Here is a 14,501-nt window from a genome sequence, read left to right on the forward strand (position 1 = left end):
ATCAACAAAACCCGCGAGGAACTTCAAGCGTTCTTTCTATCTCAGTCGTCAAATTTTTGGAAAATGGTTGTGTAACAGGTGGACAAGAAGAAAGACCAAGTAAAGAAGTCAGAACGTTACTGGCTTACCTAAGGAAGTTCAGAAACCCAACCAGGAGATGTGACGATGTTCAAAAGACCAATGCATATTTTGGTGGGCGTGGCTCTTTTCGGAATGATGAGTGTTTTCTTGTATCTTTCTTCCCCGAGCTTTGCGAATACTTCTCCAGCACCTGACATCATCAGTCCAACGTGGATTAACTCAATGCCACTCAAAATGGAAGACCTTCGTGGCAAGGTGGTGATGGTGGAGTTCTGGACGTTTGGATGCTGGAACTGCCGGAATATCGAACCCTATGTCAAGGAATGGCACGACAAGTACGCCAAACAAGGGCTGGTTGTGATTGCGGTACATTCGCCGGAATTTAAATATGAATACGATGTAGAAAAGGTCAAAGGGTACATTCAGGAGCACCATATTCCCTATGCCGTGCCCATCGATAATGAATTTCTGAACTGGCGGCAGTACCGTAATCGCTATTGGCCGACGCTGTATCTGATCGATAAACAGGGAGTGATTCAGTACACCCACATTGGAGAAGGGGGGTATCAGGAAACCGAACACACCATTCAACGTCTGCTTACCGAACCGGCATAACCAGATGCGGAGACTATTCTACTTTACGAAATGCTTTTGATCTCAAGGAATTTATTTCAGACAGTTTTCTAGGTGATTCTTGATTTTTTCTTCGCTAACACTGATTCCTATAAGTCGACGGGCTCATGTCATAAAAATTTTTACTACATTCTTTGCGTTCGTTTTGTTGGATCTAAGATTTGGGCCATTATAATATTTAAATCCATATTTTTTAAAAAGAAATAGAATGTTGAGTCAATTACACGAATAGTTTGTGTGGTTTTGTCATAATCGAAAATTGGTGGCGATATGGATTTCTCGCTTTGGAGCTTCGCGAAATTGTATAGCAAATTACTCATGTCACCTGCTCTAACATCATCTGGTCGATGATGAATTTCTTTGATTTTTTTCTCAAGACTATTTCTTGTTATCCCTTTCATTACCTCTTCAAATTTACAACTCAATATCGATCGAACGGTATAATAAGGAAGGTAAAGAGGCATATCTTTAGGATCATCCGATTTTGGCTGATTTGTCGTCTTTCTACCTTCAGCGATGGCTTCAAGTGCACGAAGATGCCTGGCCGAATAACTTTGTACTTTTTCTGCTTTTGCTTTATCCAAGGCAGCTAAATCGTTAAGCGTTAATAATTTCAATCGCGTTTCTTCTACATTTGCACTTTGACAAACTGACTTTAATAGTTCTTGAACCACACCTATGCTATCAAATGCGCTTTGAATTATTACGTCAATAAGTTCACTAGAAAATTCAACATTTAAACAAGAAGACCCTTTTGTGACAACCTTATGAAAGTCTTCAATATCCCATGGCTCAACAGGAACTTCAAAAATCCTGTCAAGCAAGTCTCCATTAAACTGGATTAGCCGATTTTTTTCTCTCCATACACCTAAGATAATAAATCGCAGTCCCAACTCTTGAAAAGAACGCAGATCAAACGCAAACTGTTTTTGAGTCTCTTCATCGAGATAATGGAAATTTTCTAAAATAATAAATTTGCTAGTCCCTGATTTTTTGTAAGCTCTAACTACGTCATTCGGCAGTTCCAAGTTAAGCTCAATTGAATTCCTCTTTTCCGCAATGGCTTTTGTGTCCTTCTCTGAAAAAGAAGTTGATCCCTCAGCGCTACCCATTAACGGGAAAATTGCTCTAACTTTTGCACCCAGGCTAACATCGGTAGATGTTCCTGTGGTGGTAGAAGTATCTGTTGTGAGTTCAATGTCAAGTGAACTTAGAATCGACTTGTAAATATCAATCAGCCTAAATTTTGGGGTAAGACTTACGGTGACATTTTCTTTGTAAGGCAGATGTTTTTCAACCAGAGATGTCTTGCCCTGCTTGGAGGCGCCATAGACAATTATTTGGTTGTCTGTTCTAAGGGCTTTTAAAAACAGCCCATCAACTTCACTTCTTTCAACATAACTCTGGACTGGGTCCTTACTTACACCAAAGACTTCTTCCAGTTTGTAGCAAGGCATTGCGATGAATCTCCTATTAATCGCATTCAAAAAAATAAGTGGAGGAACGAAAAGAAACGTATTCTCTATTTATGACATTTGAATTTGGGTGTTATTTTAACGCAGACTTTTTTCTGTTCTCTCGAATACATTAATAAGAACAAAAAACGCTCAATAACTTCAATGTTTTTTTGGAGCGTTTTTTTTTAAATTGCAATTGAAATGAGGCAGGATAGTCTTGAGTTGAAATGGCCTATGCTAACCTTTCTGTACATTGCTTAAAACTTCTACCATTTCCTGATGGATATGGCCGTTGGTGGCGATAAGGGTGCTGCCATAGATGGAGTAGGGTTCGCCTGCATAATTTGTTAACTTTCCCCCGGCTTCTTCCAGGATGACTTTTCCTGCCGCAGTGTCCCAGGGATTGAGTTGTAGTTCCCAAAAGCCATCGAACCGGCCGCAGGCGATGTAACAGAGATCAATCGCGGCGGTGCCTGTGCGGCGCATCCCACGCGCACGGAGGGTGAATGCGCAAAATTCCTTAAGATTGTTATCTTTGGCGGTGTGCACGTCATAGGCAAAGCCGGTGACGAGTAACGCTTCATTTAGATGAGGCGTGGCCGAGACATGAATGGGTGTGCCGTTGAGTGTGGCCCCCTTCCCTTGTTGTCCCAGAAACAGTTCGTCCCGCGTGGGATCATAGACCACTCCTAGGACACACGTGCCTTCATATTCCACGCCGATAGAGACATTGTACATGGGAAAGCCGTGGGTGAAATTGGTGGTTCCGTCCAAGGGATCGACGATCCATTTGACGGGATGGGAGGGAATGTCCTGCAGGCCCTGTTCTTCGCTGAGGATCTGGTGTTCGGGAAACGCATGTCGGATGGTCTGAATGACGGCTTCTTCTGAGCGTAGGTCAGCTTCGGTGACCAGGTTGATGGCTTGATCCTTTTGATGGATCTGAAATCCTTTTTTGGCATAGTCGAGCAGGATCGCCCCGCCCTGCCTGGCGGCTTGAATGGCGATGCGGGTTAACGAGTGATATTCGGTAGGGGATAATGGCATAGATGATGGGGAACAGACCGTTTTCCAGCATACCTGAAGTCTGCGGAAATCCCAAGCGCCAGGATGCGATCATGGAAATTTGTTGTGTGAGTGTTTAAGGGAGTTGGGGAGAAAAACACACCGGGAGTGGGTGGCCCCACTCCCGGTGGCACTGCAGGTGGGATCTACAGCTACTTCTTCTTGGTTTTTGCTTTAGCTTTGGGTTTCGCGGCCGCGGCTTTTTTCTTTGGAGCGGCTTTCTTTTTCGTTGCTGCCAATTCACTCACCCCCTTTCAGATCATACAAGCGTCCGTCAATGCGGGTCAGACGGCTTTGGTTAAAGATTTTTCGTGATTGACTTCGAATGTATTGGGCCCCACTTTACGAAATCGAGGGTCCCTTTTTAAGGATGTAGCAACCGACGTGACAGGGGTTTTTCCCCTGATTGGCATCCCGCCTTCTTTCAGACGTTGAAAAAGTTCCTTGGCGTGCAATGGACGACCTACCTCTTGGAGAACCATATACACTGCATCAGGGACGCTCATGCCCACATATTTGCTTCGGCCTAGAAGAATTTCCCTCGACTTAGACGCGACATCCGTGTCGGCTGAGGACAGATGTCCCTCTTTTTCCGAGAAGATCTGGCTGGAGAGACTCGCCAGCTTCGCTTTGTCAGCTTCGACGCGATAGAGGGTTTTTGCCAACTCCAGATATTTCTCAACCGTCGCAATTTCCTCACCTACCTGCTCCCGTTTTTTTTGGAGATCCTTGAGTTTGCGCTCATAAACACTGATGCGCTGCTCCAGCCCATCGCTGATATCTTTAAGCTGGTCATTTTGGTCCTCCATTTCGCAAGCTCCACCATATGTTGAGCCTCATTCTATTCGTGTTTTAAAGCAAAGTCAACAAGCAAGCTTTAAATTTTTATTTTTAAAGGATGTCTTCAAACAAATATGCAAATTACGATTGGTTGATTATAGGTCAATGGCATGTTTGTGAAGATGTCATTATAAAATTACATGTTGAAAATGAAAGCCTAAACTTAGTGCCATATGATTTAATAAATTCAATATTTGGTATGTTCATCCTCCTTACGATTCATAAATGTGTCTTATTAACTAGGTATTGTAGCGTGGTAGGGGATTTGCTTTTTTTTATGTCTGGTGACGAGTAAATTGACGAAAATTTAGGCATAATGTGGCCATATCGTTAATGATGAGGATTTACAGTTCAAAAGTATGGTATGGAAGAACTCATGTTTTGAAGCATTCCATTGAGAAAATGACAACAGGTTGTGTTGTAGGAATACCTAGTAATTAATTTGGCATTTTGAGAAATTCTCCACTTTTCTTGAGGTGGCTTGGGAATGTAGGGATGCTATGATTGTTGAAATATTTAATTGTTGGATTTAGCCGTGATGAACAAAAATACCGATCATCTTAACCTCCTTGCCCTCACCGCGAATGAACTGAATAACTTCATTCAGCAACTCGGTTGGCCACAATATCGTGCCAACCAAATCCTCAGATGGCTCTACCAACATCGTGCAGTGGATATTGACTCGATGACCAACTTGTCAAAAGCCGATCGAGCCAGGTTGCAGGTGGTGGCGACCATTCACCGCATGGGGGGGGCACCTCCAACCATTGCCAGCGATGGCACCGCAAAGTTTGTATGGAATTTAGAAGATGGCCTGGCTGTGGAAACGATATTGATCCCCGATGGCCGTCGACGGACTTTGTGTCTGTCATCTCAAGTCGGCTGTACGCTGGATTGTGGCTTTTGTTTAACGGCTGAAATGGGCCTGAAACGAAGTTTGCGCGCGCATGAAATTGTCGGGCAGGTGTTGAATGTCCAAGCCTATCTGGGGGAAGGGGAGCATCTGTCTTCCCTGGTGTTCATGGGAATGGGAGAGCCATTGGTGAATTTTGAGCCGGTCGCCGAAGCGATTCAGCGTCTCACCAATATTGAGTGGGGTTTGGGTTTTTCTCCACGACGTATTACGGTGTCAACAGCCGGATGGATTCCGCGATTTCCAGATGTGCGGCGATTAGGCGTGAATCTGGCCATATCCTTAAATGGCACCACCAATGAGCAGCGGTCACATCTGATGCCTGCAGTGAATGGGCGCTATGATTTATCCGAATTACTCGATGCCTGCCGCGAGTATACCCGATTCAGTGAGCGCCCCCTGACGTTTGAGTATGTGTTGTTAGCGGGGGTCAATGACTCACCGGATGATGCCAGGCGTTTGGTGCGCCTTTTACAGGGAATCCGGTGTAAGGTGAATTTGATTCCCTTTAATGAATTCCCGGGTAATCCGTTTCGGCGTCCGTCATCAGAAGTTATTGATGCCTTTCAAGGTATGGTAAGAAACAAAGGTCTGGATGTGTTCCTCCGAAAAAGCCGGGGAGATGATGTGTTGGGAGCTTGCGGCCAATTGGGTCGATCAGCTTCCGAAGTCTTAAATCAGACGACGACGAACAAGAAAAGGAGTCTCCCTCTCTATGCTCAGCCTTGAACCAACTCTGCAGGGGAAGTACGAAGCCTTGCAAGAACTCTTTCGCCAAATGGGATCGGTCGTCATCGCGTTTTCTGGAGGGGTCGACAGCACCCTCGTGTTAAAAGTGGGCTTTGACACACTTGGTGCGCGGACCAAAGCGGTCACGGCGATTTCGCCAACATTTCCATCACTCGAGGTGGAAGAGGTCAAGCGATTAAGCACCGCGATCGGGGCGCCATTGCAATTTGTGGAAACGGATCAGTTGCAAATTGATGCGTTTGTCAAAAATGATGCAACCCGGTGCTTTCATTGCAAGACAGACTTATACCGGTTGATTTCCAGCCTTCGCGATGCCGTGGGATTTCAGACAATCGTAGACGGGACTAATGTGGATGACTTAGGAGAAGATCGTCCCGGTATCAAGGCGGCCCGAGAACTCGGCGTGCGGAGTCCTTTGGTTGAAGCGGGATTCGGTAAGGCGGATATTCGGGAATTGGCAAAAGGTTTGGGGTTGGCAAATTGGAATAAGCCTGCCGCAGCCTGTTTGTCTTCACGAATTACCCGTGGACTCCCAATTACAAAAGCCTATCTTTCACGGGTAGAGCGTGCCGAGGCCTTTTTGGTGGCTCAAGGAGTGACGCAAGTGCGGGTTCGTCTTCACGGCGATTTGGCGAGAATCGAGATTGACCCAACCCAAATGTCGATTTTGACACAAGAACCGGGCAGATCCCGGTTAGTGGAGGAATTTAAGAAGCTGGGATTTCAAACGGTCACGCTGGACTTAGAAGGGTATCGGGCCGGAGGTGGGAATCTTTCCTCAACGAACCATTGAAGCATAGACCATGATTTTTGGGAGCGGGTCACTGGAGTGTCTCACTCAAAAACCGTTATTTGCAGGCGTTCTTGTGCACACCATAGAAAAAGAGGGAAGTGATTCTTCCCTCTTTCTTATTGTGCATGGCGTTTTGATGTAGGCGATTCTTGAATGAATCGCTCTGTGCTTGAGGCTATTCGGAGAGAATGGGGAAAGCCTTAGTTTTTTGATTGGGCAGCGACGGCTGCAAGAGCTTCCTCGGCATATCGCCGATGATCATCGTCCGATAAGCTTCGACCGATTACCTTTTCCGCAATCATAAGGGCCAGCTCAGCGGATTGGGTTTTGATATCTTGAATGGCCTTACGTCGCTCCCGCTCAATGTCCTGTGTCGTTTCCTCTTTAATTCTCTGGGATTCGGCACGAAGCCGTTGCTCATTTTCATCAAGCAGTCGTTGAGCCTGTTGCTTGGCCTCTGCCAGGATCGTTTCCACTTCTTTGGCAGCCACCTGCAGCTTGGCGTCGTATTCCTTGAGCTTTCGTTCTGCTGCAAGCCGGTTTTGTTCGGCCTGGTCGAGGCTTTCCCTGATCTTGCGTTCCCGGGTTTCCAGTGTTTCCAGGATCGGGGGGAGGGCGTACTTATAGAGCACCCATAAGAGGATCCCAAATGACAGGAGTTCCCAAAATATCAGCGACGAAAAGAAATGTGAGTCAAATTGTGGCATAGGTCAGGAGCCCTTTATCCTTTGCCCATGATGATAAAGGCGATGACCAGTCCGTAGAGCGCGATGGCTTCTACCAGGGCAAACCCGATCCACATGTACTTGCCGACTCGAGCTTCCGCCTCGGGTTGACGGGCAACCGCCTCAATCATTTTTCCAAAAATATACCCGATGCCGATACCGGCACCCGCAAAGCCCGCCGCTGCCAGGCCCATTCCCAAAAGTGCTGCTGCTGCAGAATCCATTGTAGTGTTGTCCTCCCAGTTTAAAAGGGACTAATTGTAAAAACGTCCTCTGATCGTTTCGTTCGAATGCCAGTTAGTGTAAATGCATCGCGTCGCCGATATAGACGCAGGTTAACACGGTAAAAATATAAGCCTGGATAAAGGCAATCCCGACTTCTAAGCCATAGAGTGCGATGGTAAAGGAAAAAGGCAGCCATCCTATCAGGAGTCCGCCGGCAATGGTAAGGCCGAATAATACCCCAAGAATCACATGGCCTGCAGTCATATTGGCGAACAATCTGACGGCCAGTGAGATTGGTCTGGCTATTTGACTAATTAATTCAATGGGAATCATTAAGGGAAGGAGCCACCCTGGCGTGCCAGGAGGAACGAGTATACCAAGGAATTTTGCCCCATGCAGTTGAAATCCGACGATAAGACTAAGTAGGTAAACCCCTACAGCGAACACCCCGGTCACAATGATCTGGCTGGTAATTGTATAGGATCCAGGGATAAGACCGACCAGGTTTGAAAATAAGATAAACAAAAAGAGGGCGCTGATGAGCGGGAAATATCGCATCCCGGAGGCCCCCATCGTGTCGTGGATAATCCCGCGAATAAAATCAACCAGCAACTCCGCAAGACTTTGGAGCTTAGAAGGCACGAGTGCCCTGGCGCCACCAGCTTTCAATAATATGAAAGTAACAAGTCCCACCACGACCCACATCATCAAGACAGCCTTATTGACGGAAACGTCAAGGCCGAAAATGGAAAGCGGGAGAAAGTTATGAAGCTCGAAGGGATGTAACGGATCTTCCAAAACTAAACCTTGTGTCTAGCGACTCATTGTTTCCAACGCTGAGCTGCACGGTAGGCGTTGCGAACTCCAGCGATTAATCCCAGTACCAGTCCTATCGCCACACCCCAGGGTGTGGTATCCAACACATACGAATCAGTTAACCAACCAAGGAATCCACCGACGATAAGGGCGGCAAGAAGGTCCGTCCCCACTCGCATTGCCTGTCCCAGCCCCGCAAACATTGGATCCTGAGAAGGTGCCATTTTTTCAATCGGCAAGGCGAGTCGTTGGAAGGGGTCACATTCAAGCAAAAAATCCCGAATCATGTCAAGCAACAAAGGTCCCATTTTTCGATATTGTTATGGTAAGGTACAGTCAAGGAAGAAGGAGGATCATGAAGACTCCTCGGGGGTTCGGTTCCGTATTTATTTTTTGGCCAATATTCATGATGATGAAGCATTTTGTATTATTCCTGATCCTGGCGGTTGCCACGAGTGGGAGTTCCGTGTGGGGCACTTCATCCGGAGTTGATGATTTGCCGGATTTAACGGGTGGCGTGGTGCCGGTCGTTCAATATAAGCAACTCGACCCCTTTTCTGGAAACGATTTATTAACGTCAGTGAGTGAAGTTGAATATACGGTGAAGGTGAAAAACCAGACGGGCCATCCGCTAATTGCCGATACTCTGATCCTGGTGGTGGATTCCGTCCTGGAGATTTCCGGAAAAGAAATCATCAACCGTGTCAGAATCGAAGGTTCCGATGGAATAACTCAGGAGGGGAAACCTTTTTTCAGGATTCCCAGTTCCCGGCCGGACCTGTCCCCCTATGGAGAGAGTGAGTCGGTCACCATAAGGGTGACGAATCCTGATTTTCTTCGATTTTATCCCCCTGGTGTTCGGGTTCGCGGGATTCGGCGCTCTTCTGAAAAAGCCGTCAAAGATCTGCTCGAAACCCTGGTGCAAAAGGGGTTGTTGTCTCAGGAGGACGCCATGCAGGCGTTGGAATCTCCTTCATCAGGTAGTCCTTAACCCTTGTCCCCCATTTCCAAGCATGCCGAACGAGGAGTTCCTTCCTCGGTTCATTCGAATCAGTATTTTCCGCTTATTCAGCATTGTTTCCCTGCTTTTGATGATCCCTTTGACCTCTTTGGCCGGGTGACCGGTTATGCCCCGCATTCATTTTTCATGGAGCATGATGCCGTCCAGGAAGGAGTGGCGCATCGTTATTCCTATATGGGGTGCGAACCCTATCGCGTCGTGCGGGGGAAGGGACACACGTATGAAACTGTTTCGATAGATAAGAAGGAAACCCACATTGGGGACCCTTTCGCGTTGTTGCAGCATACCTTTGTAAGTCAGCCCGTCAGTTCGTGGCCCCATCTCCCGCCTTTCCAGGGAGGAGCGGTCGGCTGTTTCAGCTACGACCTTGTTCGTAGGTTTGAGGTGTTACCGGAACGCCTACGGGATGATCTGCATTTTCCTGATCTGTATTTTCTGTTTGTCGAGATGTTTGTCATCGTGGATCATCACTCGCCAGGGGCCTGGCTGATATTTTCGCCTTCGCCAGACCGCCTGGCGACCGAAAGCTGGGATCACTTGTACCGAGAAGGGCAGGCGCGCCTGTCTGATCTGCAAGCCAAGGTGATGATCCCTGAGAATCTCCCAACGAAGATGCACTCCGCCAGGTCTTCACTTCGCATAGAGGGGGAGCAATCGTCTTTGGAGTATATGGATCGGGTGCGTACCTGCCAGCAGTACATTGCTGCGGGAGATATTTATCAGGCTAATCTCTCTCATCGATTTCGGATAGAGGACGTGACTCACGGTTTTGCAAGCCAAGCGGAAGCCGGAGCCAACTTATATCGGCAATTGCGCAAGGTTAATCCCTCTCCCCATTCGGCCTTTTTCGTGTTGGAGTCCGACGTTATTGTGTGTAATTCCCCGGAACGGTTAGTCCGCCTTACAGAAGGACATGCAGATATGCGTCCGATCGCGGGCACCAGGCCTCGTGGCAGAGAATCTCACGATGATCGACTTCTGGCGGAAGATCTGTTGTCGTGTCCAAAGGAACGGGCGGAGCATCTCATGTTGGTTGATTTGGCTCGAAATGACCTGGGGCGGGTGTGCGATTATGGATCCGTTCGTGTCAATGAATTAATGACGGTAGAGCGCTATTCCCATGTCATGCATATGGTTTCCCATATTTCCGGCCGCCTGCGGGACCCTTACCATGGTTTCGACCTCATTCGAGCCACGTTTCCCGGAGGGACGATTACCGGGGTGCCGAAGGTCCACTGCATGGAACTGATCGAGCAGCTTGAGCCAGTTCGTCGGGGAATATACACCGGGTCGATAGGGTTTATTGGATGGAACGGGAATCTTGACTTGAATATTGCCATTCGCACGTTGTTGCTCACGGAAGGACACGGATTGCTTCATGTGGGAGCAGGAATCGTGGCAGATTCCGAACCGGACCGGGAGTATCAGGAAACGCTCCAAAAAGCCGAAGCCTTTTTTCAAGTTCTGAAAGGGAACTGCTGACGACAAGACGGGGATAGGAGATGTGGATATTTCTCAACGGGGAGTTTGTGAAAAAAGAACAGGCTCGGATTTCGGTCTTTGACCATGGGTTTCTGTATGGGGATGGAGTCTATGAAACTCTTCGCGTCTACCAGCGACGAATTTTTTTACTGGAACGGCATCTGGCGCGACTTCGACGATCTTGTGAACTGATCGGCCTGGTTCTTCCAATCCAGGATAATGTCTGGGCGAGCATCATGACCGAAATGCTGATTCGGAATGGGCTTCAGGATGCAGGTCTGCGCGTGACGATATCTCGAGGAGAAGGGGAACTCGGGATTGACCCCGGTCTCTGTCTCAGCCCAACAATCGTCGTGATGGCGAAGTCTGTGGTGTCCTATCCTGCTCCCATGCGAGAGCAGGGAATCCGGTTGGAGCTCGTCTCAGTTCGACGGAATCCAGAGTCTGCCCAATCGCCGCAAATTAAGTCGCTGAGTTTTCTCAATAATATTCTGGCCAAGCAGGAAGCCGTGCAGGCCGGAGCGTTCGATGCTCTGATGTTGAATATGGATGGTCATGTGACGGAATGTACGACGAGCAATATCTTTTTTGTGTCCAATCACCGGTTGCATACTCCTTCGGTTGCTTGCGGGATCCTTGAGGGGATCACTCGGGAAGTGGTGATAATCTTAGCCAGAGAGTTGGGTATTGAAGTGGAAGAAGGGGCGTATGCAGCCGAGGATGTGCTTCAAGCCGATGAATGCTTTATGACGAATACGGGTCTTGAAATTATGGCGGTCTCTCACATTGGAAGAAATCCTATTGGTCAAGGCAGGAGTGGGAAAATCACGATGGCCTTATGGCGGGCTTTCCAAGAGAATTTAGAACGATGGTTGGGACCGTTTGTCACGAGCCCACAAGAATTATGATATTCAACCCCGTGTGATTTTCTTTGGGTTCTTCCGGGTAGCCTCAGTGGCTCTGGAAAGATTTTCCTGTTGACAGTGGCTATGGGTTTTCCATGCTAAGCCTTTATAGAATGGAAAGTCTTCACGGAAATGCGCGCCCACACTATTGGCTCTCCAAAGTGCAGATTCGGCAATGCATTGCCCAACCAGAACCATATTCCGTGTTTCTAATCCTGGCCGGTTCCACGGAGCAGCCGACAGCTTGTGCGACCATTGCTGAATCTGATCGACCGCTTTTTTTAATGAGTTTCCTGTCCGCACCAATCCGACTTTAGACCACATCAAACGCCGCAGGGAGTTTCTAATTTTTTCCACATCTTGAGTGGACATTTTCCGGCCGGTGGATTTTCGGAAAAGAGGGGAATCCGAGAAGTTTGGGGAAGAGCCGGTCGTCGGACATGTTGAAGCGGTTTGAGCTGCGCGGTAGCCAAAGACCAGACCTTCCAGCAAAGAATTGCTCGCCAGTCGATTCGCACCGTGCACGCCGGAGCAGGCCACTTCTCCAGCCGCAAACAGGCCTGGAAGGGTAGAGGCCCCATGCAGATCGGTTTTGACTCCTCCCATAAAATAATGGGCGCTGGGGGAGACGGGGATCCATTCCTCCGTGATGTCGATATCGTACCGTAAGCAGGTTGAGTAAATGGTAGGAAACCGTTCTTTCAAAAATGTTGCTCCCAAATGCGTCACATCTAAATAGACATGGCGAGCCTTGGTTCGTTGCATTTCCGTCCAGATCGCCCGGGATACAATGTCTCGTGGCGCGAGTTCCTGGCTCCGATGATAGTTTTTCATGAAGCGTTCACAGCGATTATTGCGCAAAATCCCTCCTTCTCCTCGTAGCGTTTCAGATAGCAAAAAGGGAGGACTCGAAGGGAGATACAGTGCGGTCGGATGAAATTGGACGAATTCCATATCCTCCAGCATGGCGCCGGCTCGAAAAGCCATGGCAATGCCATCTCCGGTCGCATTGGGTGGATTGGTGGTTCGAGCATAGACCTGTCCGGCTCCTCCTGTAACCAAAATCGTGGCTGGGGCACAGACGATCTTAAGATGCCCACTCAGTTCATCCAGGATTAAGGCGCCCCAGCATCGTCCGTCTTGGATACGCAGCTCAACCGCAACATGATTGCCCATCCATGTCAGATTTTTCAGCGTTTGGGCTTTAACGCTGAGCGCACGAACCATTTCGCTGCCAGTGGCATCCCCTCCGGCTCGTAACACTCGGTGGCGACTATGGGCTCCCTCTCGGGTGAACGCCAGTTTGCCATCCACTGTGTCGAATTTTGCTCCCCATTCGATCAATTCATGAATGCGCGTGGGGCCTTCTTCAACGAGTATTTTGGTAGCTGGCCGCGAACAGAGTTGATGGCCGGCTTTCAGGGTATCCGCCAAATGGAGCACCACGTCATCTTCTTCACTCAACGCGACCGCCACGCCTCCCTGGGCGTAAAAGGAATTATTGTCTTGGGGGCCACCTTTGGCGACCATTGTGACTCGTCCATGTCGACTCAATTCAATTGCGGCTCGAAGGCCCGCGACCCCCGCGCCTAAAATCAGGAAATCCGTGGAAATCATGTGAGAGGAATGGTGAGATGTGACGATGGAAGGCATGGTAATGACTGAAACAGGGAAAAAGGATTGATGATTAAGAGGGAAAATTGAGACGGTGTGTCATACCAAACGGCAGGTCCCCTTCGATCCTGCGGAGCAGAATAACTTGATTGCCACTCCATAACAGGATTCCATGACCGCTCGCTTGAGCAGAAGGTCCCTGGGGAGTGCGTTCCCAGTTGCCTTGCCAGGACACAAAGGCCGAAATTCGGTCTCCATCAATCACCATGCGGTCGATAGTCAGGTCTAACCGGATATTTGAAAACGTGGCGAAATCCTCACGAACATTGGCCTCAAGAAGGTCAAGATTCTCCAGTGGAAGGAGTAATTCCTGAAAGCCCGAAGCATCTTGATTGACATAGGCCTGTTCCAGTGCTTTGATGGCTTGCACTACTCGTTGGAAGCGGGCGTGGTCCTCAGGATATTTGGGGGCCTTTTTCGAACATCCTGTTCCGGCAAGTGAAAAAATGACCGGAATGGTTATTAAAAGCACAAAAACATGTTTATGCAAAAATTTAAGTAGAATCATGAAATTCTATAATGAAGAAGAATGCCGGAGGGGGTCAAGAGAATTAATAGAAAGTTGATGATTATTAAGTGAATGACCAGGTATACTGTCGTACTTACCTTGACACCTTTCTTTGCCCCATGATAGGTAGTCAACCGGCAGTAGGGGCGAGTTTGCCAAATAGGCGGAGAGAACTGTTCGAACTACGGTAGTAGAAACGATTTCACCCAGGAATGTAACTTTATGTCGAGTGTTGTCAAAAAGCGTAGGAAGAAAATGCGTAAGCATAAACATAAAAAGCTCCTTCGCCGAATGAAATTTGCCAAACGTCGTAATTAATTTCCATAGGCCGGGATGGTCAAGGGCTTGCATATGACCCAGGGGAAAAAAACTCGTATTCGGGTCCGTTCCTCTCTGTCATCTTATGTGGGGGATATCTTGATCCCGCCTATGCGAAATCGAATTTCAGATGTGTTAAATGATGAGTCTGTCTTGTTTATTAACTTAACAGATGTGCTGATCAATGACACTGAACATTCGGCGTTTGTGGCTTTGAATAAAAATCAGATCGAATCGGTTATTCAACTCGATTAACCGCTCATTCGTCTTTTCTCTCGCCTTGTTGCACCTTCCG

Annotated in this window: 17 protein-coding genes; 8 read left to right on the forward strand and 9 right to left on the reverse strand. The window is 48.0% G+C overall.

What is annotated here, in order from left to right; all coding sequences use genetic code 11:
• The first annotated feature begins 165 nt into the window (after positions 1–165).
• Positions 166–696 (forward strand): redoxin domain-containing protein, encoded by a 531-nt coding sequence (locus tag ACTRXD_RS12940; protein WP_442432215.1) that lies wholly within the window; start codon positions 166–168, stop codon positions 694–696.
• 143 nt (positions 697–839) lie between these two features.
• Here ACTRXD_RS12940 and ACTRXD_RS12945 read toward each other — a convergent pair whose 3' ends face one another.
• From ACTRXD_RS12945 to ACTRXD_RS12955, 3 genes are all read right to left on the reverse strand, one after another.
• Positions 840–2,171: a hypothetical protein gene (locus tag ACTRXD_RS12945; RefSeq protein ID WP_442432216.1), complete on the reverse strand. Its 1,332-nt coding sequence runs from the start codon at positions 2,169–2,171 to the stop codon at positions 840–842.
• Positions 2,172–2,408: 237 nt separating this feature from the next.
• A complete protein-coding gene (locus ACTRXD_RS12950) occupies positions 2,409–3,218 on the reverse strand; it encodes an inositol monophosphatase family protein (RefSeq protein WP_442432217.1) in 810 nt (269 codons plus the stop codon).
• Positions 3,219–3,520: 302 nt separating this feature from the next.
• Positions 3,521–4,045, reverse strand: coding sequence for a winged helix-turn-helix domain-containing protein (locus ACTRXD_RS12955; protein ID WP_312644486.1), 525 nt, complete (start codon positions 4,043–4,045; stop codon positions 3,521–3,523).
• 569 nt (positions 4,046–4,614) lie between these two features.
• Here ACTRXD_RS12955 and rlmN point away from each other — a divergent pair.
• Positions 4,615–5,718: a 23S rRNA (adenine(2503)-C(2))-methyltransferase RlmN gene (rlmN, locus tag ACTRXD_RS12960; RefSeq protein WP_442432384.1), complete on the forward strand. Its 1,104-nt coding sequence runs from the start codon at positions 4,615–4,617 to the stop codon at positions 5,716–5,718.
• Positions 5,705–6,532 (forward strand): ATP-dependent sacrificial sulfur transferase LarE, encoded by an 828-nt coding sequence (gene larE / locus ACTRXD_RS12965; RefSeq protein WP_442432218.1) that lies wholly within the window; start codon positions 5,705–5,707, stop codon positions 6,530–6,532. The genes rlmN and larE overlap by 14 nt, the downstream gene beginning before the upstream one ends.
• 200 nt (positions 6,533–6,732) lie before the next feature.
• On the opposite strand, the gene atpF is transcribed toward larE, so the two are convergent.
• From atpF to ACTRXD_RS12985, 4 genes are all read right to left on the reverse strand, one after another.
• Positions 6,733–7,239 (reverse strand): F0F1 ATP synthase subunit B, encoded by a 507-nt coding sequence (gene atpF, locus ACTRXD_RS12970; RefSeq protein WP_312644479.1) that lies wholly within the window; start codon positions 7,237–7,239, stop codon positions 6,733–6,735.
• A 14-nt stretch (positions 7,240–7,253) separates the two neighbouring features.
• Positions 7,254–7,481 (reverse strand): ATP synthase F0 subunit C, encoded by a 228-nt coding sequence (gene atpE / locus ACTRXD_RS12975; protein ID WP_312644477.1) that lies wholly within the window; start codon positions 7,479–7,481, stop codon positions 7,254–7,256.
• 73 nt (positions 7,482–7,554) lie between these two features.
• The gene (locus ACTRXD_RS12980) at positions 7,555–8,280 is read right to left on the reverse strand and encodes a F0F1 ATP synthase subunit A (protein ID WP_442432219.1); all 726 of its coding nucleotides are present in this window, start codon (positions 8,278–8,280) and stop codon (positions 7,555–7,557) included.
• Between the two features lie 23 nt (positions 8,281–8,303).
• The gene (locus ACTRXD_RS12985) at positions 8,304–8,585 is read right to left on the reverse strand and encodes an AtpZ/AtpI family protein (RefSeq protein WP_442432385.1); all 282 of its coding nucleotides are present in this window, start codon (positions 8,583–8,585) and stop codon (positions 8,304–8,306) included.
• A 68-nt stretch (positions 8,586–8,653) separates the two neighbouring features.
• Between ACTRXD_RS12985 and ACTRXD_RS12990 the strand changes: the two genes are divergently transcribed.
• From ACTRXD_RS12990 to ACTRXD_RS13000, 3 genes are read left to right on the forward strand one after another with little or no spacing between them, the layout of a single operon-like run.
• The gene (locus ACTRXD_RS12990) at positions 8,654–9,289 is read left to right on the forward strand and encodes a hypothetical protein (RefSeq protein WP_442432220.1); all 636 of its coding nucleotides are present in this window, start codon (positions 8,654–8,656) and stop codon (positions 9,287–9,289) included.
• 3 nt (positions 9,290–9,292) lie between these two features.
• Positions 9,293–10,801, forward strand: coding sequence for an anthranilate synthase component I family protein (locus ACTRXD_RS12995; RefSeq protein ID WP_442432221.1), 1,509 nt, complete (start codon positions 9,293–9,295; stop codon positions 10,799–10,801).
• Between the two features lie 20 nt (positions 10,802–10,821).
• Positions 10,822–11,709, forward strand: a complete 888-nt coding sequence (locus tag ACTRXD_RS13000; protein WP_442432222.1) for an aminotransferase class IV — start codon at positions 10,822–10,824, stop codon at positions 11,707–11,709.
• Between the two features lie 3 nt (positions 11,710–11,712).
• On the opposite strand, the gene nadB is transcribed toward ACTRXD_RS13000, so the two are convergent.
• Complete coding sequence (gene nadB, locus ACTRXD_RS13005; protein WP_442432223.1) at positions 11,713–13,359, reverse strand: L-aspartate oxidase; 1,647 nt, start codon at positions 13,357–13,359, stop codon at positions 11,713–11,715.
• Positions 13,360–13,393: 34 nt separating this feature from the next.
• Positions 13,394–13,888 (reverse strand): hypothetical protein, encoded by a 495-nt coding sequence (locus ACTRXD_RS13010; RefSeq protein WP_442432224.1) that lies wholly within the window; start codon positions 13,886–13,888, stop codon positions 13,394–13,396.
• A 222-nt stretch (positions 13,889–14,110) separates the two neighbouring features.
• Here ACTRXD_RS13010 and ACTRXD_RS13015 point away from each other — a divergent pair, with 222 nt between their 5' ends.
• Together ACTRXD_RS13015 and ACTRXD_RS13020 are read left to right on the forward strand one after the other, a co-directional pair.
• Positions 14,111–14,206, forward strand: a complete 96-nt coding sequence (locus ACTRXD_RS13015) for a 30S ribosomal protein bS22 (protein ID WP_312644457.1) — start codon at positions 14,111–14,113, stop codon at positions 14,204–14,206.
• A gap of 33 nt (positions 14,207–14,239) precedes the next feature.
• The gene (locus ACTRXD_RS13020; RefSeq protein ID WP_312644452.1) at positions 14,240–14,461 is read left to right on the forward strand and encodes a DUF6812 domain-containing protein; all 222 of its coding nucleotides are present in this window, start codon (positions 14,240–14,242) and stop codon (positions 14,459–14,461) included.
• Positions 14,462–14,501: the final 40 nt, after the last annotated feature.

It is taken from the genome of Nitrospira sp. T9, assembly GCF_052156535.1.
Classification (GTDB): Bacteria; Nitrospirota; Nitrospiria; order Nitrospirales; family UBA8639; genus Nitrospira_E.